This window comes from Furfurilactobacillus curtus (assembly GCF_054657915.1).
Genome location: NZ_BAAHXU010000002.1, coordinates 18,164 through 44,206, shown reverse-complemented (window position 1 = coordinate 44,206; position 26,043 = coordinate 18,164). Strand labels below are relative to the sequence as shown.

Here is a 26,043-nt window from a genome sequence, read left to right as displayed (position 1 = left end):
CTTTTGAGTATCTATATTGTATCTATTAGTATCTAAATTATTAGTATAGTCTAGATCTTGTCTCTTTTTGAGAAGTCCGCTTGTACCAAGGGATTCAGATGTATCAGAAACGGTATCATGCGGGTTTCTCTTTTTGAGAAGTCCGTTTGTACCAAGGGGTTCAACGGTATCATGCGGGTTTCTCTTTTTGAGAAGTCCGCTTGTACCAAGGGGTTCAGGCGATTTTAATGGCTCTCGCTTAATATAAACGTCTTTTGCTGTTACTTCCAAATCTGCCAAATATAATCTATTTGGTTCGTTTTTGCCTGATCTTGGATTAAAACCCATATGTTTTTGATACAAAAGGTTTGCGTCGATTAATTCGTGTTTAATCTTATTGATTTTATTATTTGACCAGTTTCGTAAATCTTTTAGTTCATTGTTTGTGTATATGAAATATACGTTGTTATTTTCGTCAACCCAATTATTGCTTAGTGAGTAACTTAGACGATCGCGTAACACCGAATAAAGTAAAATGGCACTATCGCTAAGATCCTTATATTTTTCTCCTTGGAGTAAGATCTGCGGCAAAGCGTAGAACTTTACTTCATAGGCTCTTTTAGCATTTGTAAAGTTAAAGTTTGATTGATCCATAATAAAAGCTCCCTTTCTTAACTGACACAGGCCGTCTTAAAAGAGAGTTGCTAAAACATCTGACTTGTTTTAAAATACAAATCTGGTATGCTTTAACTGAATTACAAAGCGAACATTGGACGTGATCGGCTTTGTAAATTCACCGGCATGTGTCTATTCTGGGTTGCCTATACGGCAACTTTTTTTAATTTCTAACAACAAAAATGGACTAAATAGCATTGGTTAGCTACTTAGTCCATTGGATTTAATTTGTTTTTAACTATCCTTCACTTGTCCCATAGGACTGGTTTGCGGTATAATTAACCTACAAATTAAGAACAATGTTCAGACGATTTTAACTTGGCGGTCTAAATTGTCTGAATCTAAGTAGCTCTCTATTAGCTACTTGCTAAATCCAAAATCCCTGATTCCTCGTGAATCGGGGATTTTTCTGTTTAGCTTGATCTCTTTATTCGGTTGTTAAATTAATCTTAGTCTAGCATAGCGCTTACCTAGCGGCAACTTTATTTGGTCTTGTATATTTTACCAGCTTTTGGTTGAAACCAGTAGGCGATAGAAGATACCAGTAAATATTCAAATAATATAAAAACACTAAAATGCTTGGCTGTATTAATATCAAAAGCACTAAACACGAGGAGCATAAGTAACCCGCAAAAATACGTGATAAACAGAGACATTATCTGTAAAATTCTTACGACAATACGACGGTTACCGCTGATTCTTTCGAATAATAGCTGTAACCAATACTGCATTGGAAATAACCACTGTCGAATAAAAAAGCGGTCATCTACCAGGTGATTTTTTGCAATTCCAATGGCTGGGATTATCCAAAAGACAATAAGGCTGGCAAACATAACACTTATTGAAATTCCCATAACAACTCCCCCCTTAAAGTGACATCACATATTTTTTATAAGCTCATTTAAAAATTTGGAGGCAGACTTAAAATTATGTTCTTTGGCCAGACCGTCAAGTCTTTTGCGTGCGCTAGGTTGAAGTGAAAAGGTATAGTTCTTAGTACGTTCCTCTTCATCTTTAAAAACAGGAATAACAAGTTTATCTTTAGTATCAGTTGGCTGTTCTGTTTCATTTTTTTGTAGTGCCTTTTTTATGTTTTTGTTCTCTGGATCGAATGCCATAGGTAGTCCTCCTTTATAATTAACATGCACACGTATTGAGTATACATGTGATTGATACGTGTACGAAATATTTATAATTTTTCCGTGATTTCATTAAATGTTTTGTCCATACTGTCGAAAAATTCATGTTGATCAATATATGTTTTGTGGTCTTCAGCCATTTTTGAAAGAGATTTTTTATCCAACGTTGAACGATTGAATAGCTCCTTTTCTGGAACTGTAGCCAATACACTGGAATCGCCTTTTAAGGCTTTTAATAACTCGCGAGATGATCTTGTGTTGTGTTTAATCATGTTGGCGATAAAAAATAATTTGGTCGTGACATAAGATTTTCTAGTAGAGTAATCAATGGCTTCTTTGCGTAACTCGTTAATTCTTTCTTCTAGGTTAAATTTTGCATTATACCCATGTTCACTGGGCGTGATTGGACTAAGAATAGCATTACTGATGATGACTGCATTTTTGGTAGCAGTAGAAAAATCTGGGTGGCAATCTAAAATAATATACTCAAATTTTCCTAAATTTAAACGTTCATAATTATCTGACAACCACATGTAGAGGAACATGTTTTTGTTAGTCTTATTTTCAATGGTACGCTCAATATCGTCAAGGTGCATATCTCCGGCAATTATACTAATATAAGCACTTATTTCATGTATTTTGACTTTCCCTCGATCTAAGAAAATGTTGCCAACGGTGTCTTGATTGTCGTAAATGTTGTAAGTCTGGGTTAAATTACTTTGGTGGTCTAAGTCAATAAATAAAACATGCTTGCCATTTTTTGCTAACCACTCACCATAATTAAAAGCTAGGGTAGTTTTACCAACGCCGCCTTTTATAGCTGAAAATGTGATAATTTCCATTAGTACTCCTCCTCATATATACTAAGTATGCTTAATGAATATCATTATAAACATAATAACACATAATGACTATATGTACAATTAATGCATATGGTATGTATTCATAAATACTTTGTAGAGACTAGCTAAGTTCATTATCTTTTAACACTAAATTGCTTTCAGTATCTTATAAAGGTTGCCCGCTTAATACCAGTGTTTCGGGTCACATCGACGTTATACACTCCTGTTTGTATTGCTACAAGCAGGGGATCGTCTTGAGGCTTACAGTCATCGTAATTCCTTTCCTTGGTTAGGGAAAGGTGCTGTTTCTGACGTTCAAATGAGCCTAAAAAAGCTTCCAAAAAAAGAGCGGCACACGGGCTGCAATTGTTCACGAATAAGATCCCTCCACAACCCAGTTACCGTCCAAGTTGGGGCAACAGCATTGACCCATTACTGCGGAGCCATTTCAATTGCAAGCCCTTTGACCAGTAAAAGAATTGCCTGGTTACTGACAATTACGCCTGAGGCATTGCTTGGATGTCCACCAGTTCCAGATGTAGAGGCTAGTTGTGATCAGCTAAGTTTCGGCAGTGGTCAAAATTGACCGAGTTGAGCTTATTTGAATCAGTGAAAATTTCTCTGTTTAACAAATTATCAGCCGTAAAGAAACGATAGAACTTAGTGAGATTCCTCTTTTTGAGTTTCATAGGTCTCTTGGAGACCATCGATAAAGGTAAGCATAAACCAAGGAACGTCTTCTAATGAGGGCGTCCCTTTTGATACAGTTGGAGCATCAATTAAATTGAAGATGATGCTCCATGGCTAAAGAAATTGTGGCAGTCTCAACGGAAAAGATTCAGTCAGCCACCACGTCTGAGATTGCTTGCCAGTTGACACCCCCCCCGTTCAACGGGTGGTGTCAACTTAATCTACTATTTATTGTTTCGCACATCTTTGATAGGGTGTGACCAAGCAATAGTTGTTAGAGTAATGGGATTGAACTTTAGTAAATCTGTTTTCCAGCTTTGTACAGGGTTATTACTTGAGGCCTCTCAAGCAGCACATTTCTTAGTTTGTTAGTATTAAATACAGCAATATCTGCCGTGCCGCCCTTTTTGATCCCATAGTTGGGAATCCCCAGTGATTTCGCCAATCTGTAGGTTAGCATATCTAAAATTGTTTTCGCTTCTTTTGCTGTTCCCATTTGAGTTGCCTCCGCGAATAGATATGCAATAGGTAGATTGCAAATTTAGTCCGAATAATTTGTCAAATTATCCAGCAAGCCTTGATACGGTGTTTGCTAACTTTAAACGATCGTTGGTTAATTTCTAGTAATGTTGTTCTTAGAAACTGTTTGAAATCTTTAAAAGCGCCGCAATAGAACTGACATAAAGGCTAAGGTCATCATTGTGGCGCTCGTATGTAACTGCCTTTCGCAATTTTTCCACAGTCGTCGACATTTTTCTATCCAACTAAAGGATCGTTCAACATAGCCAAACTTAGCGGCCACTTGGCTATATGAGGCATGATGACTAATCGCCCAGCTGGCAATTTGAATTCTAAATTGCGGCGTTACTTAGGGTGGCTCAAACAGAACCTTAGCCCCATGTGTCTGATAAGCGGCAACCAGCATTCTAAAGAGTCCCAGTGATATCTGATACTTATTAGCAATGGTTCTCAGACTACCTTGATCATCAAAGTAGTCGATCAGGGCACGCAATTTGAGGGCTTTTGAAATCTTGGTCATAAAAAAATACCTCCAAAGTTAAAGCTTTTTACTTTAACTTTGGGGGTATACCGCACATGTGTTTGTGGGGTATTTTGTATATCTTTGTAAATAACTTAAGATTAATATAATTATTTAATCTTCTTGAATTGTCAAATTAAGTGCAACGGTTTGTCAAAAAATACTTCATATGGGGTTTCATAGTTTAACACTTTGCGAGGACGTTGATTTCTCTGGAAATATGACACACTTTGATTGATGAGACACGAATTGGGGGATGAATGCGGTTTGGATATTTTATACTGTGGAGATGACCACATGTTTTCGGGGTTGATTATTTCAATCCTCTCACTGACAAAACACGCGCAAGAACCACTCAACATCTACATTTTAACTGGACAATTGTATAATCGTCATCAGCAATTTCAAGCGCTGACTGACGATCACGCAGCCTTTTTGAATCAACTGGTCAAGCGGGAAAATGTCGATAGTGGCGTTACCAAAATTGACATTACCACTCAGTTTGAGGCGGATTTGCCCAAGGCGAACATCAACACGTTATTCACGCCCTATAGTATGTTGCGGCTGTATAGTGATTTGGTGCCGCAATTTTCCGATCGGATTCTGTATTTGGACGCTGACGTTGTGTGTCGCCGGCCGTTTGAAGATTTTTATCATCAATCACTGGCAGGAACTGATTTTGTTGGCGTATTGGATCATTACGGTCGTTGGTTCTTCCATCATCAACTGAGAGCATTTGATTACATTAACTCGGGGATGCTCCTGATGAACCTGGATATGATCCGACAAGACAAATTACTGGCCCGCTGCCGGGAATGCTGCCGAAAATGGCCGATGATTATGCCGGACCAGTCCGCGATGAATAAGCTGGCCAAGCACAAGGCTTTTGCCCCTGAAAAATACAATGAGCAACAGGATGTTCAATCTGACACCGTTTTTCAGCATTTCTCCACCCGCTGGAAATTATGGCCGATCGTCCACACGGTTTCGGTCAAGCCTTGGGAAGTTGATAAAGTTCACCAGCAACTTCATTTGCATGAATATGATGATATTTTAGCCGAGTATCAGGAGATTATGGCTGAATTGGATGCTGAAGGGGAATTGAAAACTGAGTGAGGGTGCGATGCGAGATGTGTTGCTCTTAGAATCTTAATGAACGAGCTGATTATTCCTGTTTTTGGAATGATTGGCTCTTTTTATATTTTGTCTTGATTGGATTGGTGTGCAGGAAGTGGAAGAATTATCGATTGGTTGGTGGGGTTAGGGGATTTTGAGATCCCTCCGGCCTTTAAAATACGCTCCGACGCAACTGAGGCTAACTTCTAAGTGCACTTTAATTAAAGTCCCAAACCCAGGGACTTCAATCAAAGTACCCTTAGAAACCGCCTCACCCGTTGCTCGTCGCGCTCTGATTTTTCACATACTCCCTATACAAAGGAGTCGTTTTCACTAACTGTTGGTGGGTTCCCTGGCCCGTTACCCTGCCGTTTTCTATGAAATAAATTTCGTCGGCGTTGGTAATTGTGCTTAGCCTGTGGGCGATCACCAATGTTGTTCGATTGGCCATCAACTGGTCCAGCGCTTTTTGGACCATCATTTCGGACTCGGAATCCAGGCTCGCCGTTGCTTCATCCAACATTAAGATTTTTGGATTACGCAGGAAGGCCCGGGCAATCGCCAATCGTTGGCGTTGGCCCCCCGATACCTTGACTCCACGCTCACCGACTTCCGTGTCCAAGCCCCGAGGCATCTTCTGGACAAATTGCGTTGCGTAAGCCATTTCCAAGACATGCCAAAGCTGTTCATCGGAAAAATGCCCCGGCAAACCATAGGTTAAATTGTAACGAATCGTTCCAGACATGATCGCAGCGTCTTGGCCGACCAGGCCGATTTGCTGGCGCCAATCGGCAAGTTGAATATCAGTAATATTGGTATTGCCAATCGTGATGCTGCCCTCGTTAGGTTCATAAAAACGTTCAATTAAGCTGAAAATGGTTGATTTGCCACCGCCGGATGGTCCGGCAAAGGCAATGACCGAATTGGGTTCTGCCGTAAACGACACGCCGGATAAAATGGGGTGATGCTGATCATAAGAAAAACTGACGTGGTTCATCTGAAGTGTTTGATCGCCAATATCCAAATCCGTTCCAGTCAGACGATCTTCTTCATGAGTTTGCAATAATGCCTGGATTCGAGTGGTTGAGCCACTTGCCTTGGCAACATCAGACATGAATTGGCCGAGAACCGCAAATGGACTAATCATTTGAACCAGGTACATCAGAAATGAAAATAAGGTCCCAATATCAATGGCACCTTCCCGAACCCGGATCGCACCATAGCCCAGAATTTCCAGGACCATGGCCATCATGACCATGCCCATTACAGGTCCGGCAATTGAATCATAGATCGCTTCTTTTAACCCGATGCGATAAAGGCGATACATCCGTTTATCGCCGGCTGTTCGTTCTAAGTTTTCTGCGGTAGACGATTTGACTAGACGGACTTCGCCCAGCATTTCACCGGCTTTACCATTGAGATCTGCCAGTGCGTCCTGTCTCGCTCTGGCAACTTTGTGGGATTGGCGGACAATTGGCAGCAGGCAGATCAAGACGAGCGGAACGGCGATAAACATAATGATAGTCATCCGCCAGTCCATGATGAGCATTAAGACCAATGCGCCAACCAGTTGTAGAATCGAAGTTGCGGTTTTGGGAACCGAATTGGCCAACAGTTCCTTGACCTGTGTGGAATCATTGACCAACCTGGACGTTATTTCGCCAGATTTGGTTTGGTCAAAATAACCCACCGGCAGGGTTAAGATTTTATCCCAAAGTGTTGTTCGCAGCTTATAGACGACGTCTTCACCGAAGAAGCCTAAAATACTGCCGGAAAAGGCTCCAATAATGGTACTGAAAACGAATAGTAAAATGACGGCAACGATTAGGCCGACATCCATTGAATGACCGATTGAGTTGATGATCCCCTTGGCGATGCCGGGAACCATCAATTGCATCGCCGTTGCGACAACTCCTAGAAAAAAGCCAAGCAGCAGTTGCCAGTAACGGGGGTGAATTCGGTTGATTAGGCCCATAAATGTTTTAAAGTTAAACTTGGTATTGTTCTTGGACTGAGCTTGCATCAAAATTATCCCCTAAATCCTTCTAAGAAACTGTTTGAGGTCTTTGAAAGACGCTTGAATTTCCGGTAAAATATGTAAAAAAAAAGGACTTCATTATGACTGATTATCCAAGCAATATCACTCGTGACCAATTTGAATTGATTCGCGTTGACCTTGAGACGTTTCGCAAGCGTACATGTCCTCGAAGGGTGGACCTATTTGATGTCTTCAATGCAGTGCTTTACGAGCTTCGTACGGGCGCTCAATGGCGTCAGTTGCCGCATGATTTTCCGAAATGGCAAACCGTTTACACTTACTTTGCCATGTGGTCAAAACCATTAGCTAATTCGGAATATTCCCTGATTGACCTGCTTTTAAAAAAATTGTCGCTCGAGAGCGATTACGAATGGGACGATCGGTACGAACGTCGTTCGTAATTCTTGATGCGCAAAGTGTCAAAAATACGGCAACACCCCAAAATAAAGGGTATGATGGCGGCAAGAAAATCAGTGGGATTAAACGCCACCTTGCCGTTGATATTAATGGTCTCCCATTCGCGATCCACATTACCACAGCTAATGTCTCCGAACGGGACGGTGCGATCGCTTTACTCGCGTTAAATGAAGAGCAGTTTGATCTTGTTCAGCGAGTGATGGCCGATGGTGGCTATACAGGCGACAACTTCGCCCAGTCGGTCCATGCAATCATTGGTGCAGATGTCATTATCGCCAAACAAAGTGATCTGAAGAACGGTCAAGTAACGCCACAGCGCTGGGTCGTGGAACGTAGTTTCAGTTGGTTAACCAACTGGCGACGGCTTTGGTTCAATTGCGAACGCAAGTTAAATACCAGTAAAGTCATGGTTGCTATGGCCTTTATAGGGATCCTGCTTGCTCGTCAATAGAGACCTCAAACAGCTTCTAATGATGTGTATACATCCATTGTTATCCCAAATATCCTAGCATAGCAAGCCTTAATTTTACACCAATTTCATCATTTAAAGGGCGATTTTTAGTGAATTGCCATTTTTAAACGTCCCGTATGATAAAATAATGTCATATTTGGGGTAGAATGGTTCTGTTCATGATTTTAACTTCTCGGAAGAAAGGATGACATTGGTAATGACTAAACGGACATCAAAAGTGTTTACGTATCATGATTTTGATGATGACGTGGTCTTTACCAAAAATCAAAATGCCACCATTCCTGAGGGCTACATTTGGCTGCATCAAAATTGGTTTTACCGCGTAACGGCGACGGTCGTCTACTGGGTGGCGGTTGTTGTCAGCTTCGTTTATTGTCGGCTGTATTTGCGGACGTCTTTTCGAAACAAACGGTGTCTGCGCACCCAAGGCAAACGGGGCGCCTTCATTTATGCCAACCATACCCAGCCGCTGGGGGATGCACTTTTACCGATGCTGGTCGCAATACCCCGGCGGGCGTATCCGATTGCGGAACCTGCCAACCTTGGTATTCCAATCGTCGGTCGTCTCTTGGCGATGGGTGGTGCGTTGATCCTACCCGCGAAATTATCACAAATGATCCAATTCCAGCGGGCGATGAATGCTCGATTGGACCAGCATCAACGAGTGTTTATCTATCCCGAAGCCCATGTTTGGCCGTATTACACCAAGATTCGTCCGTTTCCAGTTGGCGCATTCCATTATCCAGTCGCTGCCGACCTGCCCAGCTACAGCATGACGATTATATATCAAAAAGGCCGACTGTTGAGCCGACCCAAGCAGGTGGTATACTTCGACGGTCCGTTTATGCCGGACAAGTCACTTCCGCGTAAACAACGCCAACAAAATCTCCACGATCAGATTCATGCCCAAATGGTGACCCGCAGTCACCAAAGCAACGTGTCATTTATGACCTACCAGCATCAATCACATTGATTTAAGGGGGATTCATTATGGAAAATCAAACCGTGCCAATTTTTTACGCTGTCGATGACAATTATGCACCTTATCTGGCAGTTTCACTGGCTTCACTGGTCGCGCATACATCACCGGACAGGCATTACCAGGTGATTGTGTTGTGTGATGATCTCAATACCGACAATCAAGGGCGGCTTAAAGCCTTTGAAACGGACAACCTCAAAATTCAGTTTGTTTCAATTAATGACCGCTTGAAGCAAGAAATTACTGATAAGAATAACAAACTACGCAGTGACTACTTTACCTTTACAATTTATTTCCGGCTGTTTATTGCTGAATTGTTCCCCAAATTGGATAAGGCGCTCTACCTGGATGCGGACACGGTGGTTTTAAAGGACGTGGGTGAATTATTTGATACCCAGCTGGGGGATAACCTGGTTGGCGCAGTGCCGGATCACTTCATCGGCCACACTCCGGAAACGATTGACTATGCTGAACAAGCCGTTGGGATTGATTCACAGAAATACGTTAATTCCGGCGTGTTGTTGATGAACCTGGCTGAAATGCGCCGTTCAAAATTCGCTGAACACTTTTTGCAGCTCTTGAACAAGTACCATTTCAAGAGTTTGGCCCCGGATCAGGACTACATGAATGCCATCGCGAGAAATCGAATTTATTATTTGAACCCGTCATGGAACATCCAAATCACCACGCCACAGGATGTTGACCCCTGGCTGATTCACTATAACTTATTTGCCAAGCCGTGGCGCTATGATGATGCCCCTCGACAAAGCTATTTTTGGACCTATGCCAAACAAACCGATTACGAGACCATGTTAAAACAGCAGCTCGCAGATATGAATCCTAAAGAAGTTGCCCGTGATCAGAAGAATCAGTCCGATTTGATTCAATTAGCCGTTGATATTATTAAGACCCCAACGACATTTTACGCAAGGGCCAAGCAAGGAGTAAAAATTGCCCTATGACTTTTACACCGGTAAAGCTTGGCGAGCGTGACAAAGTGATTCAAAACATTGCTGAAAACGTCCGTCAGGGAAAAATTAATCAAAAAGTCGAACTACATGATCCAGTACTGACACTTACCGAGCAGCATGAGGTGTTGGACCACTTCTTGAAGCTTCACCAAACTAAACGTTATCATTGGCGGGCAGCCGAAGCCCGGTCGGTCATGAATATGGCTGCGAGGATGATGAATCCCAATTTAAAAGTTGAGGGGACTGACAATTTAAAGGCATTGGAATGGCCGGCAATCATTACCTGTAACCACTTTAGCCCGATTGACAGCCTGCTGGTTCGATCAGCCCTGAATCAACCTGATTTGTCGATTGTCGTTGAGCTCACCAACCTTAAAATGCCCGGGATGCTGGGATTTTTGATGACATACGCTGATACGATACCTGTCAGCGACAGCGTCAATTACATGGGCAAGGGGTTTATTGCCCTTTTGCAAAGTAGCTTGGCACGCAAACAGTCAATTCTAATTTATCCGGAACGGGAAATGTGGTTCAACTATCGCAAACCGCGGCCGCTTGAACGGGGAGCGTACTACTACGCCGTTAGATTGAATGTGCCAATCGTGTCCTGCTTTGTTTCGATGGTTGACGCCCCGACCAAATCGGATCCGCATGGCATCAATTATACGGTCCATGTGTTACCGCCAATTTATCCGGATGCGGTCGAAAAGTCGGCCACATCACAGCGGGAAGCTGCCGAAAAGATGCGCCAAATTGATTACCAACAAAAAGTTGCTGCCTATGAAAAGGCCTATGATCGTCAATTCACTAAGGATTTTAGTCCAGACGACATTCCTGGTCATTATCAATAACTAAATGGACAACAAAAAGGCATGACCGTGAACAAAATGATCTTTCATTCACAGTCATACCTTTTTTAGGGTCGAATAACGAATTAGTTAGGTAGATTGCAAATTTAATCCGAATTTTTGGACAAATTTGTCAGCATAACCTGATACGGTGTTTGCCAGTCGAGTATTTTAAGCGGTCGCTGGTTAATTTGGAGTAACGTCGTCGTTAAATCTTGAGCACTAATGTGCTCAAAACGAGTCCCTTTAGGATAAAAATAACGTAAATTCCGATTAAAGCGTTCATTACTACCACGTTCAGCTGGAGTATAAGCATGGCAGTAATAGGTCTTAATACCATATTGTGATTCAAGTGATACTAGCCCACTAAACTCAGTGCCACGGTCCACAGTAAAGCTGTGCACCGGACCATTAAAAGTGGTTAGGAACTTAGTTAGTGCTTCATTAACAGTCGCTGTCGTCCGATCTTTTAACCGGTATGCCCAAAGGAACCGTGATTTTCGATCGATTAAAGTTAATAAAACTGCCTTACTATGCCCACGAGGACCAACGACTGTATCTAGTTCAAAATCGCCGATGCGATTACGTTGATTAATCATCATGGGACGCTGTTCAATTGATCGCCCCAAAGATTGATTATATTTGGATCGTTGGTCAACGTTACGCCGTTGGCGTACGCCATGTTCAGGTAGATCATTCAAGGAGAAACCAATTCTCCCCTGATTTAGCCAATTATAAATAGATTTAGTAGCTAGTTTAAATTCGTGAGCAATCATTCCTGGTGACCAGCTTAGACGTAAATGGTTGAGAATTTTTTGCTTTAACTCATCGCTCAGCTTAGTTTTCCGACCACATCGTGATCGCTTGTATTCGGCATCTGTTTGTGCTAATTCAGCCTGATAAGGTTGACATCGAGATAATTCATAAGAAGCTGTCCAAGATCTATGATTTTTGATATACTTCTATGTAAAAAGCGAGTTTAAGCTATGAAAAATTATCCCAGCAATATTACTCGGCAACAATTTGAATTAATTCGACCAGCTTTAGAAAATTTTCGTAAGCGAACTAAGCCTCGAAAATATGACCTCTACGAGGTCTTCTGTGCGGTCCTATATGTCTTGAAAACCGGTTGCCAATGGCGTCAAGTCCCCGGTGATTTCCCAGAATGGCGGTCAGTTTACAACTATTACAAAATTTGGTCAACTAAAGCTGAGCCTACGGCTGATTCTTTATTGGAACAAGTTTTAAAAAAATTGTCATTGCTCGGCGAACTTACCAAGGACGTTCAGCTTTAACTTCCTTTATTATCGTTGACGCTCAGAGCGTCAAAAACACCGCTACTGCTGAAAACAAAGGTTACGACGCTGGTAAGAAAATCTCGGGGATTAAGCGCCATCTGGCAGTTGATATCAATGGCTTTCCGCAGGCCATTCACATGACGCGAGCGAACGTCTCTGATCGAGACGGGGCCAGTGCCATGATCGCTTTACATGCCATGCATTTACGCCAGGTTCAAAATGTCTTAGTTGATGGTGGTTATTCAGGCGTTAATTTTCAGCTCGATGTAGCCAGTAATTTAAACGCAACCGTGCAGGTTGCGAAGCGCAATGAGTTGCATCGATTCGAAGTCATGCCCCAACGTTGGGTAGTCGAACGATCTTTTAGTTGGCTAGAGAATTGTCGGCGACTTTGGAAAAATTGTGAGCGTCAATTAACCACCAGTCTGCAAATGGTCGTTTTAGCGTTTTTAGCACTATTATTTAAGAGATTTTAGACAGCTTCTTAGTCAAATCATGGTTGTTTCTGCCTAAGCGATCTAATTCAGTGACCATTACAATATCACCTTCACGAATATAGGCCAGCATTTTTTGCAGTTCTGGCCGATTAGTGTTAGCCCCACTTAATTTATCCGTAAATAATTTATCAACGTCTTTTAAAGCCGCTAACTGTCGATCTAAATGTTGCTCCTTGGAACTCACACGCGCATAACCGATTTTAGCCATTTCCAATTCTCCTTTTGGACAGTTCTAATGAACACTTGTAATTCCTAGTATAGCACAGAAATAAAAAAGGCCACTAGGGTATACCCTATTGGTTATTAAACTAACTTAGTGAAAAAGGAAAAATTCGCCTTCCTTTAGCTGATCTGTATTTAATCTTGAATCTATAACCTTCTGATCTCCATTTGCCATTTTCAATAAATCTTCTTTGGCTATAAAATTTGAATGAAGAGGAGCTTCTTGATAGTCGATTTCCCAATCTCTCAAAATGTTATAGTCTTCTGAAAACTCTATGTTCTTTTTTACACCCTCAAAATCTGGAAATAATTTTGTACTGGTGACGCCGTTTTCTTGTAAATATTTTTGTAAACAATTTCGATCCCTTTGCGGTAGTTTGTAGGTTATTTTTTCTAAAAGAGTTTCGTTCTTCCATAAGTATTTATTGTCTTTTTTTTCTAAAGAATCACTGGAGTTGTTAGAATGAAGCCAGTCGACTAATATCTGAATTTGAGAATCTTGAACCTTAGAACCTTGCGCCACATTATTTGTATCTATGCTAGATAGCAGCCCCTGTTGTGATTCCATTCTTTTGTTTTTATGATCAGTATCATATACTATTAGCGGTAATTTGGGATATTGCTTCTTTAATTCAGCATACAAGGTCTTATTAAGTCTATATATGCAATACTTGTGCTTATTGAAGTCGTCTCTAAGACAATACATTTTACAAATATCGATATCTTGATCTAAAATTTTTTCGTCAACAAACTGTTTAATATAACTAGTGAACGCAAAGTATAAAGCTACATACACCGAATAACTCCAGTCAAGATAACTAGTGTCTATCCCGTAATGCTGAGAAAGTTCGTTTGAGTTTCCATTCATATTAACTTCTCTATATCCCCGTTTAGCTGCATTTTCTACAATAGCAGCAAAAATATCATATTGGTCAAAACTTATATCTTGGTTTGGCCTTTCGGCTCTTAGCTTTCTAGCTAGAGTTGGAACTAAATCATAATTTTCAAATGCACACCCTCGATAAATGAAATTGTTATTATTCTTAGCTTCTAAAATGATTTCCCCAAATTGCAAGAACAAATTAGCCACGCAATAAATCCCGGCAAGACAGTATTTTCATTGATATTCATATTTTAAAGATTCAATCTTTAGCCAGCGGCAGCGGAGAAAAGCTCTTTTGGGGTTTGGCAACCTGACTGCCGGCGTGGTAAGTTGTTTAGCTTGGCTTCCACTGCTTGGATATCACTAGGGCCTAAAGTATCCATGGACAGGCCCTTAGGCACATCACGACGGATCATTCGATTATGCGCCTCATTTGTGCCTCGTTCTGAAGAGCGGTAAGGGTGGGCATAATAAAGGTCGGCAACCCCGTCAAGCACCGTCCCCGCCGCTGCGAATTCTGCCCCGTTGTCAGCGGTAACGGACTTCATGATGTGCCCGTATTCTTGGCAGATCTTAGCCAGTTCGTAGTTGACTGAATCGGCGTCACGGCCATCAATCAAACGCAGGATCTGACAGCGAGATTGGCGCTCGATCAGCGTTAGAATGACACTTTCTTGGCCGTTACGTTTACCGACTACGGTATCCAACTCAAAGTGACCGAACTCTTGGCGCTGATCAATACTTTTAGGTCGCTCTTCGATACTTCGTCCGGCCAGACGCTTATGCTTGGGTGAATGGTGGTGTTTGGTGCGGCGCCGGTTTTTTTCGAGCAGATCAAGATTACGGACTTCAAGTAGTTGCGCATCGATATAGTGGTATAACGTCTTGGTCGAAACCATCTCCTCAGGTTGATATAAGCCTTCAAGTTTAGCACGGCCCACCGCGGCATCAGGCGACCAACCGTCTTGGTGCAAATGGGCCGTAAAGTAGTTGATAAAGTCAGCGACACCAGCGAGTTTCAAAGGTCGATGACAGGACATTCGGTTAGCTTCGTATTTGGCCTGTGCCGCTTCTGGCGAGTACTCGCGGTGATATTGCCGTTGACCGTTCACTTTTTTAACTTGGTCGATCTCACCACGGCGTAGTTCATTACTGATTGGTTGATGACAAACGCCGATAACTCTAGCAATTGCGCGGTTAGAGTATCCTTGGCTGTGTAGGGTGGCGATTCTGCCGCGCTCAAATGAAGTTAGGTGGTGACCTTTTTCTCGGACTGTGGTATTCTGTTCTTGCATCAAGACAATAACCTCTTTCATTTTTGTGTTGGAACATCAATGATAACAGAGATTTGTCTTGGTGTTTTTTATTTTTTCAATTAGCTGGATCTAATTGGCTAACTTGATTATAAAACGCGCGCTAAAATGATTTCTTGTAACGTAGCCAATATTTTATTCCTCTTGTATAATTGAAGCCTGTAGAGAAGTTAAGGCGGTGGCTATTTCCAATCGGAGGTGGTGCTTATGGTGTTAAACCTTTAAAGCCCATAAATCCTAACGAAAGGAGTAGCCTAGGTGTCCGTGTCGGACGCTTTACAATTAATGCTGGCTTTCGGTACTTTTATCGTGGCCTTAATCGCATTAATTGTTGAGCTGATCAAAAGTCAGCAAAAAAAATAATCCGTCTTAGCTTTGGCGAGCAGATGGATTATTTTTGATCTAATCTATTAAGTTTGCCACCGTCTTAAACGGCTCTACATGGGAAGTCCTGTTATCAGCGGGGCTTCCCTTTTTCTGTCTACATTATAGCATGACTATAATGGACTTTCGACTATTTTTAATCAACTTTCTGCCAGTTCTTAGGGAACACACGTTTGCTTTATATGCTACAATACAGGTAAAAGCTAACGGAAGTGATCTAAATGTTTTTTGATGATGAACCGCATGGCGTGTTCTTCTTAATCGATAACAAGTCCTTTTATGCTAGTTGCGAAGCCGTTGCCCGGGGCCTTAATCCCTTAAAAGTCCCGTTAGTGGTCCTTAGCGAAGCTGAAAATACTAATGGCGGGCTCATTTTAGCCACGTCACCCGAAGCTAAGCACTTATTTCATCTTAAAGCCAACGTCTCCCGTAAACGTGACTTACCCAATGACCCCAGGTTGTGGGTCGTGCCCCCGCGCATGAACCTTTATATTCAACGTAATTTGCAGATCAATCAGATCTTTCATCAATTTACTACTGAAAAAGAGGTTTGGCCGTATTCAATTGATGAAAGCATTCTTGATATGACCCATACTTGGCGGCTGTTTGGCAATTCCGTTCGCGAAGTGGCACGCTTGATTCAAAAGACAGTTCGGCAAAAGCTAGGCTTGTATACCACCGTGGGAATTGGTGACAATCCGGTGCAAGCTAAATTAGCCTTAGACCTTTACGCTAAACATAATCATGAATTGATCGGTGAAATCCATTACGAAACTGTGCCGGATAAAATTTGGTCAATTACTGAATTAACGGACGTTTGGGGGATTGGCCCCCGTATGGCGAAACGTTTGAACCGCCTTCACATTCACAATATGTATGAGCTAGCCCATACCAACCCTTATTTACTCAAACAGCAGCTTGGCGTCATTGGTAGCCAGTTATTTGCTACGGCCTGGGGAATTGATCGCGCGCAAGTTACGGAACCAACTAAGGTTAAAGAAGCTAGCCTGGGTAATTCGCAAGTATTGCCACGAGATTATTTTAACCAAGTCGAAATTGAAACCGTCATTAAAGAAATTGGGGAACAGGTGGCGGCGCGGCTTCGGCACCACCATAAACTGGCGGGGTGTCTATCGCTAAGCATTGGGTTTTCCTATGCCGCAGCTGAAGCAGATGGTCGCGGTGGCTTTAACCAGGCTTTAAAAATTGAACCAACTAATGACAATCAAGTTTTGACGCAACAATTATTGTGGTTATTCCGTCAGAATTGGGACGGTCAAGCTGTCCGGAATATTGGTGTTTATAGCAGTAAACTAAGTGCCAACTCCGGCCAACAACTTAATTTATTTGAAACCCCGCGCAACCAAATTCGCCGTAGCCGGTTAAACCAGGTGATTGATGAAATTCACCGGCAATTTGGGTTCACCAAACTAGTTTACGCGACCAGTTTATTAAAGGGAGGCACTGCTATCAAGCGGGCTTCACTAGTGGGCGGACATAATGGAGGCAATAGCTATGAATAGCGATATCGAGATTATTAAGGGTCGGTTAACCTTATTGTTTAAGCGGCGTCCCAAAACCCGCTATTGGTTAATGTTGACTAATGATACCTACGATCAGACCTATAATCTGTTTTTTAACAGTCAGCGGGTTAACGAGCGCTTGCAATCCGTTCCCTTATATAAATTAGCTAACTATGATTTAGCTGATTTAGAAAATTTACTAAAAGCATTACGACAAGATATAAAGCTAACGATCGAATTTGTCGGCTTTACAGGAGAACGGTGGCCGGCAAGTCAAAAGCTGATTCAACGAAAGCGGGTGCCCCTTGAATAACCAAGACTTTGATTTAGGCACGGTTAAGCATTTTTTTGAACATGATTACCATGACCGGGGCATGATGAAATGGCAGGGATTCTATTTATCCGACCATACTGCTGCTTTAAACCAACAGAAGCAGCAATTGAATGAAGTCTATGTTCCGCGACCGCAACAATCCTTAGCAGAGATAACCCAACAACTGGCAGACGCATATCAGCGTCAACAACCAGTGATCATTCAACTAAAAACGGTTGACCAAAACAACCGTCATTGGCCAGATATCACCACCTTGATTCATGGTTACAATGCCAATGATATTGTGGTTGATGCTGATCGGTTTATCCCACTACCAGAAATTCGAAATGTTTCAACATAAAAGGACGGAACGGTTACTTAATAATTAACCTTCCGTTTTTTTGATGCTTGTCTATTTGGCTTTATTTGTATCCTAGCTATATTAAATTATGAAGCCTAAACGCTAATCTGTTCGCGTATAATAAACTAGTGAGTAATTTAAAAGTGGGGGAAGGACTGTTTTTATGTTGGAACTGTCGTTTGAAAAAGAAGTTGTTAAAACCTTAACGACTGGAAGCAATCAATGGGTGGAACGAAAAGACCTATATGGTGCGACGCCGGATCAATTATGGGCTAATTTTCGTGATAAATTAAATAACAATAACTATGCTAAATTGCAGGGATACCCCCTAACTGATACCGAATTTAATCAAGTTAAACGGGCGATTGAGGTCCGGACACCTTACGAAGCAGCTAAGTTACTAGCCGCCGAAAATGGCATTGGCAAAGTGGAAGTTGAACGTGATGGTGCTAAGCTGGGCACGGTGACACTCGAGTTATTTTGGAAAGCGGACGTCGCTGGCGGTAAATCTAGTTATGAAGTTGTCCGACAAGCAGTGCGACCACGGTTAGCTGGTACTCAAGATGTCGATCCTGATCGCCGTTTTGACGTAACCCTATTGATTAATGGGTTACCCTTAATTCAATTGGAACTAAAAAAAGCCACGGTCGAACTTAACCAGGCTTTTAATCAAATTGAAAAATACGCACAGGAAGGTAAATATACGGGAATTTACTCGCTGTTGCAAATGTTTGTGATTATGACGCCGGATAGTACGGCGTATTTTGCGAATGCCGAACCGGATCATTTCAATAAAGCTTTTTTGTTTAATTGGCGGACGCGGGATAATCACCCCGTGGAAAACGGTTTAGCGTTCACGCGCCAAGTCCTTAATATTCCCATGGCCCACAAAATGGTCAGTGAATATACAGTCATCGACCAAGAGCGGCAAAGCTTAATTCTCTTACGGCCTTATCAGATTTATGCGATTGAAGCCGTGATGCACCGGATTCACGACCATCAAGATGGTTTTGTTTGGCATACCACGGGTTCTGGTAAAACACTCACCTCATATAAAACCGCTAAATTAGCGGCGCAAGATCCCGGTGTCGATAAGGTCATCTTCTTAGTTGACCGGCGGGATTTAGACGAACAGACAACCAGCAACTTTAGTGCCTATGCCGCCAATGATGATATTGCCATTAACGAAGCCCAAAACACCGGTGATTTAATGCGTAAATTGCAACAAAATGACGGTAAGGTCTTGGTCACCTCGATTCAAAAACTTCATCGGGCGGTCAAAAAAACGCAAGCCCAGCTGGCAACCGGTAAGCAATCCCGCTTTAGTAAAACTTTAAAGCAACGGGTGATCTTCTTTGTTGATGAAGCCCACCGGTCGCAATTTGGTAAGATGCAAAAGGAAATTCGGGCAGCGTTTGTCAATAGTAATTGGTATGGTTACACCGGCACCCCCATCTTTAATGAAAACAAGAAACAGCTCAAAGGTGATCTAGCAGTTACGACGGAGGAGCTATTTGGTAAAGTCTGTCATGTTTATAACTTGCGAGACGCCTTAGAGGACCAAACCGTGTTACCGTTTAACGTGGAACACGTAACGACGATTGGGAAAGACACGTTAATAACCCGGGCCCTCGAAAAAGAAACTCAGCGCGTCAAAGCGCGTCGTGATAAGCAAGGCCGCCTGCTGAGTACGGCTGATGAAGCGAAAATTCAAGCCAAGATTCAAGCGATGTCAGTCAAGGACTTGGAAGAAGCGTATTTAACTCCGGCTGACTTTGAGACTGATGAACATATCCAACAAGTTGTTCAATATATTTTACAAAAAGGCCCACGTAAAACGAGTTTGGGTCATGGCAACTACAATGCGATTTTAACCACCAGCTCCATTGAAATGGCGCAACGCTATTATCAAGCCTTTAAAGCCGCGAAAAAGACTACTCACAATCAGCTAGATCCTGATTGGCCCCGAATTGCGATTACTTATTCATTAAGTGAAAACGAAGATCAGAGTGCGCAAAAACATGACCAAATGGCCACCATTTTAAAAGATTATAATCAGCAGTATCACACTAATTTTGATTTAACTGATTTGAATCTCTACAACGAAGATGTCGCGAAACGGGCCGCCCGGCGTGAGGCTGTCTTTGCTCATTTACAAACGGATCAAGAAATAAATTTAGTGATTGTCGTACGCCGTTTATTAACAGGCTTTGATGCCCCTCGGCTAAACACGCTCTTTGTTGACCGCACCTTAGCTTATCAAGAACTCATTCAAGCCTACTCACGCACCAACCGGCTCCAAAACCGGGAATTAAAACAAGAAGGCCAAATTGTGACCTTTCGGGTACCGGCAATCATGGAAGCTAATGAACGTGAAGCTTATAAGTTATATAGTGGCGAAGGCTCTTTTAATGTCATCATTCGTCCCACTTATCAGCAGGCTGTCTTAAAATTTCAAAAGGCTGTGGTGGATTTAAAAGCCATTGCTCCAACACCAACGGCTGCCGATGACCTGAAAGGAACCACTGCCAAGGTACAGTTTGTGAAAGCCTTTCGCCAAGTGAATCAACAATTGAATTCCTTATCCATGTACAACGATTTCACTTGGAAAAATAGTGAAAAGGCCTTTGGTATTGCTCAGCCCGAAGTAGAATCCTATACGGGTAAATATCTGCGGATTAAAGCGGCGGTTACTAACCAAGAGCCTGAGAAAGTCCCCGAAGAGTTGGCCGCTTTAGACTTTTCCTTAGCCGTTGGTTCAGTCGTCTTGGTGGATTATGATTATTTGACGCAATTAATTCAAGATTGGATTGATGAACAGCAACAGTACTCGACGCCTGATCAAGCCCAAGCGCATATGACGGATTATCTGCAAAATAGTGCCAAAGTACAGGCTAGTTTGAATAAATTGGCGGAAACGCAACCGCAACAGGCCCAGTTAATTCGCGAAGCCATGCCTTATATTGAGCAACAAATGCAACAGTTTCAGCAACAGAGTATTCAAAATCAAACTCCAGTAGCGTTAAATGCTCGAGAGTTGGTGGCTGATTACGCTCAGAGACAATTGGTCCAAAAAACGACGGCCTTTGCCCACACGTGGGGCTTAGATCAAGCAGCCCTATTGCGGGTAGCGCGTGAACACACCGTGGGTACTGATGAATGGCACCATGAACAAGAATTAACGCAGTCAGCGAATTTAACAGCGGCCTTACAAGCTCAAACTGCCACTGGGCCGAAGATTCCAGCTATTTTGCCACTATACCGGATTAAATCCCAGGCCGCTTGGCGGCAGTTTATTGAACACGATTTAGCAATCTATTTACAAAAATAAGTGAGGTTAAACAATGTCAGAAAAAACAACGCAAGCTAGTCAGCTTGAAAGCGCCCTATGGAATGCGGCCGATGTTTTACGTGGGAAAATGGACGCTTCTGAATATAAAAATTATTTATTGGGGTTAATTTTTTATCGGTTTCTATCCGAGAAAACCTTAACGACTTTTAGTGATTGGGCAGGCGAAACCGAAAATGTCACTCAGAAATATGCTCAGTATATGGATCCTCAGTTCGAGTTGGAAGGCATCTCGGTGCAGCCCAGTTTAGTGGAGTATTTGCAAAACACGCTCGGCTATTTAATTCAACCCCAGGCGTTGTACGCTACCCTGATTGGCAAGATTCAAGCCCATACTTTTGCATTAGATGATTTATCCCAAGCACTTCACGATCTAGAACAGTCGACACAGAATCTGTCTTCAGCGCAAGACTTTTCGGGCTTGTTTGCCGATGTGGATTTAAGTAGTAATAAATTAGGCAGTTCTTTACAACAACGAAACCAAACTATTAGTGATACTATGTTAGCTTTAAATGCGGTTGATCTTATTCATCATCAAGGCGACGTCCTAGGTGACGCCTATGAATACTTAATCGCGCAATTTGCCAGTGATTCTGGTAAAAAAGCGGGTGAATTTTATACCCCGCGGCAGGTGTCCGACATTATTGCCCAGATTGTGACTTATCAGCGCCATGCAGGTGATAACCAAGTGCGGACTATCTATGATCCAGCAGTTGGTTCTGGTTCGCTGCTGTTAAATGTCGGACAACACGTGCAAGAACCTGGTTTAGTGAGTTATCACGGCCAAGAACTGAACACCACGACCTTTAACCTGGCCCGAATGAATTTAATGTTACATGGGGTCTCGTATGACGATATGCACTTACGCAACGGGGATACGTTAAGTAAAGATTGGCCCGTTGACGAGCCTTACTTATTTGATGCCGTCGTTATGAACCCGCCCTACTCGGCGCACTGGGATAACAGTGATAAACGCTTGTCTGATCCCCGTTTCCGCGACTATGGCGTCTTACCACCTAAATCTAAAGCCGACTTTGCCTTTCTGCTACATGGCTTTTATCATTTGCAGGAACACGGGACTATGGGCATTGTCCTACCCCATGGCGTATTATTTCGGGGGGCTAAGGAGGGCAAAATTCGCCAAAAACTCCTGCTGGATAACCGGATTGATGCCATTATTGGACTACCCGCCAATATTTTTCATTCCACCAGTATTCCAACGTTGATCATGGTTTTAAAGAAACACAAAACCACTGATGACGTCTTATTTATTGATGCGTCCCGGGAATTTGAAAAGGACAAGAATCAAAATAAGCTAACGGCAGCCAATATTCAAAAAATTGTGACCACTTATCAAAACCGGCAAGATGTCGATAAATATGCCCATGTGGCCTCACCGGCAGAAATCAAAGCGAATGATTATAATTTAAATATTCCGCGCTACGTTGATACGTTTGAACCGGAACCCGAGATTGATCTGAACCAGGTCAAAGCTGATCTAAAGCAACTGGACGAGGAAATCAGTCAGAATGAACAAGCCTTTAATGAATTAGCTAGCCAGTTAGTGACCACCCAGGTGAATGACCAGTCAAAACCGGAGGCTCACAATGAAAGATAACCAAGCTAAATATCCGCAATTAAGATTTAAAGGCTTCACTGATCCTTGGGAAAAGCGTAGGTTAAGCGATATGGTCCTTATATCGAAGGATAAAAATACAGATAATCAATTTGGTAAGAATGAAGTTGTATCAGTATCGCGTGAAGCGGGAACTGTTAATCAAATTGAATACCAAGGCAGATCTTTTGCTGCCAACGATGTTTCAAATTATAAAAAAATCAAATTAGGCGATCTTGTTTATACTAAAAGTCCATTAAAAGGTGCTCCATATGGTATTTTCCAATATGCGACAATAGTTGGCATTGTAAGTCCACTATATGCTGTCTACCACTCCACTAAAAAATCATTTGCGCCGTTTGTTGCTCTTCAACTACGAGACGATAATATTGCATCGCATTATCTTTCTAGAATAGTAACAAAAGGTGCAAAAAATACTATCAATGTGACGGATACAGACGCACTAGATGGATATTTGAATTTTCCAAATCGAATCGAACAACAAAAAATCTTTGATTTCTTTCAAAAACTAGATAATCTGATAACTTTAAACCAGCGTAAGTTAGCTAAGCTTAAGGAACTTAAACAGGGCTATTTGCAAAAAATGTTCCCCCAAAATGGGAGCAAGTTCCCGCAATTAAGATTTGCAGGGTTTGCTGACGCTTGGGAACAGCGTAAGTTATCTAATTTGGCTGAACGAGTAACTCGAAAGAACAAAAATAACGAGTCGGGGCGTCCGTTAACTATCTCTGCACAAGATGGTCTGATTGATCAGAATGACTTCTTTGACAAGCAAATTGCAAGCCGTGATGTCAGTGGTTATTTTCTAGTTAAGAATGGTGAATTTGCTTACAATAAAAGCTATTCAAATGGATATCCCTGGGGAGCAATTAAGAGGCTCGATAAATACGATATGGGAGTTCTTTCAACTCTTTATATTATTTTTAGACCGACAAATGTTTCTTCCCAATTCTTGGTTTCATACTACGACACAACTAGGTGGTATAAGGAAGTCGCGAAGAATGCTGCGGAAGGCGCACGTAATCATGGACTTTTGAATATAGCCCCTACTGATTTTTTCAGTACTGTGCTAATAATCCCAAATTCAATCGAGGAACAGCAAAAAATTGGTTCATTCTTCAAACAACTCGACGACACTATTACCCTTCATCAGCGTAAGCTTGAAAAACTCCAAGAACTTAAAAAAGGGTATCTACAAAAGATGTTTTGCTGAGCTTAATTTGATCAAATTTAGGATCCTATGAAACCCCATGACTTAATTTTTATTGTGCTTGGTCAACACTTAATTCACCTGTATAATGGATTACGCAGGAAGTTTTAAGGGCGGTGGCTGTCTTTTCCCTTGCGAGGTGAGGCCCATGGGAACATGGAATAATCTTCAGGAAGGTTGCACAGTCAATGAGCGTCTTCCAGACACTCTCGTTGATGTTGCTATTTGCAATGTTTATTTTAGCGTTGCTAACGTACATCGACAAAAGGAACAAATAAAAAAGCCGCCCTGCGTAACTTTGGTAGAGGTCACAGGACGAGCTAAAATCGTTTATTAAATTTCTGCCACCGCCTTTGAAGCGGCTTGCATGGGAAGTCTTGTTAGCGCAAGGCTTCCCTTTTCTATTACATTATAGCATGTCCCTTAAAAACTGGCTAACGTTTTAGGCTTTGATCGGGTTCAGAATCTGGTCGTTTAATTTCTGGATTTTCTTCAGCAAATGCTTTCAGTTGTTTTTGCGTTCGATTACTGATTTCATGGTGTACATCATTTAACTTATTTTTTAGTCCTAACTTTTGTTGTGGATTAGTCGCTTGCTGAACTTGTTGTTGCAAGCCTTGATAGGACTTATTAAGATCCTGGGCTGATAGCTTTTTTAAATCATGCTCAGGCTCTTTTTGGGCTTCTTGTAAGCCTAATTGTTTGGTTAAGCCATCGCTAAGCTCAATCACTTTGTTGCTAACTTGCTGGATTTCACTTAAAGCACTATGGATCACCGCTTTATCTTTGGCCCAGGTAGCCACGTAACCGAGTGAGTAGTTGCTGGTATCAACGCCAATATTTTGCATGGCAACATACGCAACCGCTTCGGCTTGGGTTTCCTGATAGGCTCGGGGCCGATCTTTAAAAGCTGATTTTAAGCCGTGTAGCTGGCTATGCGCATATTCGTGGTATAACGTCTTTAGTTTCAAAGCATTGTCGGGCTCATCGCCACCAATGACGATTTCATTAGTGCTGGGTTGAAAATACCCCTTAGCCCCATTTAGCGTCGCTAAAGGCACTTCACTGACTTTAAGGTCGGTTTGCTGGTTTAAATAATCTTTGAACGCGTTATATAAGCTTGTCACATTCTGATGATCGGCCAAATTTTCTTTGACAAAGTCTTTAGCACTTAACACTGGTTCACCGCTAGTTTGTGCCACATCAAAGACGGGTAGATAGCGATAACCGACAATGGCGCGCTCATCGGTGGTATCAAGATGCTTCTGCTCGGCTGGTGTTAGCTTCTTAATGATCGGAGCCGCAATCCGAATGGATTTAGCGCCCTTATTAACGGTGCGGTTAAAAGCCTTCTGCCATTGCTTAAAACCGGCGACTTGAGTGGCTTGAGGATTTTGCGCATAAATTAAATCAATGTTTCTGGCGCTATAACGATGAAATTTAGCCAGGGTATTGAGATACTTTTTAAATTGGTCACTATCAGTTAATTTTAGGATTTGCTGTTCAGCCTGGGCGACTAATTGTGCTTTCCAAGCCTTAACATCTGCTTTATTTGGCATAAGTTACCCCTCCTCATCTTCAAAAATATCATTCAATGTTGGCAATGATCTTATTTGAATCGGGGTCGTGCCATAAAGGGCAACGTAGCCATCGGCTAATTTTTGCCAAGCCACTTGATAGTAAGCTCCATTTCCAGTAATTTCTTTTAAATACTTGTAGGCTCCTTTAGTCTGCAAAACCGGTAATTCACTCCCAATGACTGTTAATTCGTTATCCATTTCATGATCTCCTTTGCTTTGCTAATCTCACCCGTTGTTTGGGTTTACTTTTAGGGTTGTAAAAGTGAACC

The 26,043-nt window shown here is 42.1% G+C and carries 25 protein-coding genes and 4 pseudogenes; 14 read left to right on the top strand and 15 right to left on the bottom strand.

Going from position 1 to position 26,043, the window contains the following annotated elements; all coding sequences use genetic code 11:
• The 8 genes and pseudogenes from ACYQ0Y_RS10045 to ACYQ0Y_RS10010 form a co-directional block, all read right to left on the bottom strand.
• The coding region (locus ACYQ0Y_RS10045; RefSeq protein ID WP_164505770.1) for a replication initiator protein A at positions 1-633 on the bottom strand (633 nt) is incomplete at its 3' end.
• A 503-nt stretch (positions 634-1,136) separates the two neighbouring features.
• Positions 1,137-1,508: a hypothetical protein gene (locus tag ACYQ0Y_RS10040; RefSeq protein ID WP_062916848.1), complete on the bottom strand. Its 372-nt coding sequence runs from the start codon at positions 1,506-1,508 to the stop codon at positions 1,137-1,139.
• A 24-nt stretch (positions 1,509-1,532) separates the two neighbouring features.
• Entirely contained in the window at positions 1,533-1,772 is a 240-nt protein-coding gene (locus ACYQ0Y_RS10035) for a hypothetical protein (RefSeq protein WP_010011603.1), read from the bottom strand.
• Positions 1,773-1,843: 71 nt separating this feature from the next.
• Positions 1,844-2,635, bottom strand: coding sequence for a ParA family protein (locus ACYQ0Y_RS10030; RefSeq protein WP_056986383.1), 792 nt, complete (start codon positions 2,633-2,635; stop codon positions 1,844-1,846).
• A 363-nt stretch (positions 2,636-2,998) separates the two neighbouring features.
• A pseudogene (locus ACYQ0Y_RS10025) lies at positions 2,999-3,184 on the bottom strand (short-chain dehydrogenase); the annotation flags it as partial.
• 436 nt (positions 3,185-3,620) lie between these two features.
• Entirely contained in the window at positions 3,621-3,821 is a 201-nt protein-coding gene (locus ACYQ0Y_RS10020) for a hypothetical protein (protein WP_056986382.1), read from the bottom strand.
• A 159-nt stretch (positions 3,822-3,980) separates the two neighbouring features.
• Positions 3,981-4,112 (bottom strand): annotated as a pseudogene (locus ACYQ0Y_RS10015) (IS5/IS1182 family transposase); the annotation flags it as partial.
• An 81-nt stretch (positions 4,113-4,193) separates the two neighbouring features.
• Complete coding sequence (locus ACYQ0Y_RS10010) at positions 4,194-4,364, bottom strand: hypothetical protein (RefSeq protein WP_155515909.1); 171 nt, start codon at positions 4,362-4,364, stop codon at positions 4,194-4,196.
• A 237-nt stretch (positions 4,365-4,601) separates the two neighbouring features.
• Between ACYQ0Y_RS10010 and ACYQ0Y_RS10005 the strand changes: the two genes are divergently transcribed.
• Positions 4,602-5,480 (top strand): glycosyltransferase, encoded by an 879-nt coding sequence (locus tag ACYQ0Y_RS10005; protein WP_082836707.1) that lies wholly within the window; start codon positions 4,602-4,604, stop codon positions 5,478-5,480.
• 271 nt (positions 5,481-5,751) lie between these two features.
• Here the strand turns inward: ACYQ0Y_RS10005 and ACYQ0Y_RS10000 are convergent, their stop codons facing one another.
• Positions 5,752-7,503 (bottom strand): ABC transporter ATP-binding protein, encoded by a 1,752-nt coding sequence (locus ACYQ0Y_RS10000; RefSeq protein WP_367334194.1) that lies wholly within the window; start codon positions 7,501-7,503, stop codon positions 5,752-5,754.
• Positions 7,504-7,598: 95 nt separating this feature from the next.
• Here ACYQ0Y_RS10000 and ACYQ0Y_RS09995 point away from each other — a divergent pair.
• The 4 genes from ACYQ0Y_RS09995 (at position 7,599) to ACYQ0Y_RS09980 (ending at position 11,208) form a co-directional block, all read left to right on the top strand.
• Positions 7,599-8,386, top strand: a protein-coding gene (locus ACYQ0Y_RS09995; RefSeq protein ID WP_243884837.1) for an IS5 family transposase whose coding sequence is annotated in 2 segments (ribosomal slippage) — positions 7,599-7,866 and positions 7,866-8,386 — 789 coding nt in all. Because the reading frame shifts where the segments join, the coding sequence is not laid out codon by codon here.
• Between the two features lie 217 nt (positions 8,387-8,603).
• Positions 8,604-9,380, top strand: coding sequence for a lysophospholipid acyltransferase family protein (locus ACYQ0Y_RS09990; protein WP_407884940.1), 777 nt, complete (start codon positions 8,604-8,606; stop codon positions 9,378-9,380).
• A 17-nt stretch (positions 9,381-9,397) separates the two neighbouring features.
• Positions 9,398-10,348, top strand: coding sequence for a glycosyltransferase family 8 protein (locus tag ACYQ0Y_RS09985; RefSeq protein ID WP_014386901.1), 951 nt, complete (start codon positions 9,398-9,400; stop codon positions 10,346-10,348).
• Positions 10,345-11,208 (top strand): lysophospholipid acyltransferase family protein, encoded by an 864-nt coding sequence (locus ACYQ0Y_RS09980; protein WP_407884942.1) that lies wholly within the window; start codon positions 10,345-10,347, stop codon positions 11,206-11,208. Before ACYQ0Y_RS09985 ends, ACYQ0Y_RS09980 begins: the two co-directional genes overlap by 4 nt.
• Before the next feature lie 104 nt (positions 11,209-11,312).
• Here ACYQ0Y_RS09980 and ACYQ0Y_RS09975 read toward each other — a convergent pair.
• Positions 11,313-12,140, bottom strand: a pseudogene (locus ACYQ0Y_RS09975) (IS30-like element ISLpl1 family transposase); the annotation flags it as partial.
• A gap of 51 nt (positions 12,141-12,191) precedes the next feature.
• Between ACYQ0Y_RS09975 and ACYQ0Y_RS09970 the strand changes: the two are divergent.
• Positions 12,192-12,979, top strand: a protein-coding gene (locus ACYQ0Y_RS09970) for an IS5 family transposase (RefSeq protein ID WP_407884944.1) whose coding sequence is annotated in 2 segments (ribosomal slippage) — positions 12,192-12,450 and positions 12,450-12,979 — 789 coding nt in all. Because the reading frame shifts where the segments join, the coding sequence is not laid out codon by codon here.
• Here ACYQ0Y_RS09970 and ACYQ0Y_RS09965 read toward each other — a convergent pair.
• The 3 genes and pseudogenes from ACYQ0Y_RS09965 to ACYQ0Y_RS09955 all read right to left on the bottom strand — a co-directional run.
• Positions 12,972-13,208: pseudogene (locus tag ACYQ0Y_RS09965) on the bottom strand (recombinase family protein); the annotation flags it as partial. The gene ACYQ0Y_RS09970 and the pseudogene ACYQ0Y_RS09965 sit on opposite strands and share 8 nt — an antisense overlap.
• A 105-nt stretch (positions 13,209-13,313) precedes the next feature.
• Positions 13,314-14,312 (bottom strand): FRG domain-containing protein, encoded by a 999-nt coding sequence (locus ACYQ0Y_RS09960; protein WP_407884959.1) that lies wholly within the window; start codon positions 14,310-14,312, stop codon positions 13,314-13,316.
• A gap of 59 nt (positions 14,313-14,371) precedes the next feature.
• Positions 14,372-15,400 carry an IS30 family transposase gene (locus ACYQ0Y_RS09955; protein ID WP_407884957.1) on the bottom strand — a complete coding sequence of 343 codons (1,029 nt, stop codon included), beginning with the start codon at positions 15,398-15,400 and terminating at the stop codon, positions 14,372-14,374.
• 303 nt (positions 15,401-15,703) lie between these two features.
• Here ACYQ0Y_RS09955 and ACYQ0Y_RS09950 point away from each other — a divergent pair, with 303 nt between their 5' ends.
• The 8 genes from ACYQ0Y_RS09950 (at position 15,704) to ACYQ0Y_RS09915 (ending at position 24,472) form a co-directional block, all read left to right on the top strand.
• Positions 15,704-15,781: a putative holin-like toxin gene (locus ACYQ0Y_RS09950; protein ID WP_076661461.1), complete on the top strand. Its 78-nt coding sequence runs from the start codon at positions 15,704-15,706 to the stop codon at positions 15,779-15,781.
• Between the two features lie 242 nt (positions 15,782-16,023).
• Complete coding sequence (locus tag ACYQ0Y_RS09945; RefSeq protein ID WP_407884955.1) at positions 16,024-17,325, top strand: Y-family DNA polymerase; 1,302 nt, start codon at positions 16,024-16,026, stop codon at positions 17,323-17,325.
• Positions 17,318-17,638 (top strand): acetyl-CoA carboxylase, encoded by a 321-nt coding sequence (locus ACYQ0Y_RS09940; RefSeq protein ID WP_407884953.1) that lies wholly within the window; start codon positions 17,318-17,320, stop codon positions 17,636-17,638. The genes ACYQ0Y_RS09945 and ACYQ0Y_RS09940 overlap by 8 nt, the downstream gene beginning before the upstream one ends.
• A complete protein-coding gene (locus ACYQ0Y_RS09935; protein ID WP_407884952.1) occupies positions 17,631-17,999 on the top strand; it encodes a hypothetical protein in 369 nt (122 codons plus the stop codon). Before ACYQ0Y_RS09940 ends, ACYQ0Y_RS09935 begins: the two co-directional genes overlap by 8 nt.
• Positions 18,000-18,162: 163 nt before the next feature.
• Positions 18,163-21,330, top strand: a complete 3,168-nt coding sequence (locus ACYQ0Y_RS09930; RefSeq protein ID WP_407884950.1) for a type I restriction endonuclease subunit R — start codon at positions 18,163-18,165, stop codon at positions 21,328-21,330.
• A gap of 13 nt (positions 21,331-21,343) precedes the next feature.
• A complete protein-coding gene (locus ACYQ0Y_RS09925; RefSeq protein WP_407884948.1) occupies positions 21,344-22,966 on the top strand; it encodes a type I restriction-modification system subunit M in 1,623 nt (540 codons plus the stop codon).
• Positions 22,956-24,197, top strand: a complete 1,242-nt coding sequence (locus ACYQ0Y_RS09920; RefSeq protein ID WP_407884946.1) for a restriction endonuclease subunit S — start codon at positions 22,956-22,958, stop codon at positions 24,195-24,197. Before ACYQ0Y_RS09925 ends, ACYQ0Y_RS09920 begins: the two co-directional genes overlap by 11 nt.
• Before the next feature lie 185 nt (positions 24,198-24,382).
• The gene (locus ACYQ0Y_RS09915; RefSeq protein WP_072672334.1) at positions 24,383-24,472 is read left to right on the top strand and encodes a putative holin-like toxin; all 90 of its coding nucleotides are present in this window, start codon (positions 24,383-24,385) and stop codon (positions 24,470-24,472) included.
• Between the two features lie 156 nt (positions 24,473-24,628).
• Here the strand turns inward: ACYQ0Y_RS09915 and ACYQ0Y_RS09910 are convergent, their stop codons facing one another.
• Positions 24,629-25,753, bottom strand: a complete 1,125-nt coding sequence (locus ACYQ0Y_RS09910; protein ID WP_459935480.1) for an ArdC-like ssDNA-binding domain-containing protein — start codon at positions 25,751-25,753, stop codon at positions 24,629-24,631.
• A 3-nt stretch (positions 25,754-25,756) separates the two neighbouring features.
• Positions 25,757-25,972, bottom strand: a complete 216-nt coding sequence (locus tag ACYQ0Y_RS09905) for a hypothetical protein (RefSeq protein ID WP_041153659.1) — start codon at positions 25,970-25,972, stop codon at positions 25,757-25,759.
• Positions 25,973-26,043 lie beyond the last annotated feature (71 nt).

Coding starts and splice junctions, on each gene's coding strand:
- ACYQ0Y_RS10020 (WP_056986382.1), bottom strand. CDS start 3,821: ATGGGAACAGCAAAAGAAGCGAAAACAATTTTAGATATGCTAACCTAC.
- ACYQ0Y_RS09905 (WP_041153659.1), bottom strand. CDS start 25,972: ATGGATAACGAATTAACAGTCATTGGGAGTGAATTACCGGTTTTGCAG.
- ACYQ0Y_RS10030 (WP_056986383.1), bottom strand. CDS start 2,635: ATGGAAATTATCACATTTTCAGCTATAAAAGGCGGCGTTGGTAAAACT.
- ACYQ0Y_RS09945 (WP_407884955.1), top strand. CDS start 16,024: ATGTTTTTTGATGATGAACCGCATGGCGTGTTCTTCTTAATCGATAAC.
- ACYQ0Y_RS10005 (WP_082836707.1), top strand. CDS start 4,602: ATGAGACACGAATTGGGGGATGAATGCGGTTTGGATATTTTATACTGT.
- ACYQ0Y_RS09955 (WP_407884957.1), bottom strand. CDS start 15,400: ATGCAAGAACAGAATACCACAGTCCGAGAAAAAGGTCACCACCTAACT.
- ACYQ0Y_RS10010 (WP_155515909.1), bottom strand. CDS start 4,364: ATGACCAAGATTTCAAAAGCCCTCAAATTGCGTGCCCTGATCGACTAC.
- ACYQ0Y_RS09930 (WP_407884950.1), top strand. CDS start 18,163: ATGTTGGAACTGTCGTTTGAAAAAGAAGTTGTTAAAACCTTAACGACT.
- ACYQ0Y_RS09920 (WP_407884946.1), top strand. CDS start 22,956: ATGAAAGATAACCAAGCTAAATATCCGCAATTAAGATTTAAAGGCTTC.
- ACYQ0Y_RS09985 (WP_014386901.1), top strand. CDS start 9,398: ATGGAAAATCAAACCGTGCCAATTTTTTACGCTGTCGATGACAATTAT.
- ACYQ0Y_RS09910 (WP_459935480.1), bottom strand. CDS start 25,753: ATGCCAAATAAAGCAGATGTTAAGGCTTGGAAAGCACAATTAGTCGCC.
- ACYQ0Y_RS10040 (WP_062916848.1), bottom strand. CDS start 1,508: ATGGGAATTTCAATAAGTGTTATGTTTGCCAGCCTTATTGTCTTTTGG.
- ACYQ0Y_RS09980 (WP_407884942.1), top strand. CDS start 10,345: ATGACTTTTACACCGGTAAAGCTTGGCGAGCGTGACAAAGTGATTCAA.
- ACYQ0Y_RS10035 (WP_010011603.1), bottom strand. CDS start 1,772: ATGGCATTCGATCCAGAGAACAAAAACATAAAAAAGGCACTACAAAAA.
- ACYQ0Y_RS09925 (WP_407884948.1), top strand. CDS start 21,344: ATGTCAGAAAAAACAACGCAAGCTAGTCAGCTTGAAAGCGCCCTATGG.
- ACYQ0Y_RS09940 (WP_407884953.1), top strand. CDS start 17,318: ATGAATAGCGATATCGAGATTATTAAGGGTCGGTTAACCTTATTGTTT.
- ACYQ0Y_RS10000 (WP_367334194.1), bottom strand. CDS start 7,503: ATGCAAGCTCAGTCCAAGAACAATACCAAGTTTAACTTTAAAACATTT.
- ACYQ0Y_RS09950 (WP_076661461.1), top strand. CDS start 15,704: ATGCTGGCTTTCGGTACTTTTATCGTGGCCTTAATCGCATTAATTGTT.
- ACYQ0Y_RS09915 (WP_072672334.1), top strand. CDS start 24,383: ATGAGCGTCTTCCAGACACTCTCGTTGATGTTGCTATTTGCAATGTTT.
- ACYQ0Y_RS09990 (WP_407884940.1), top strand. CDS start 8,604: ATGACTAAACGGACATCAAAAGTGTTTACGTATCATGATTTTGATGAT.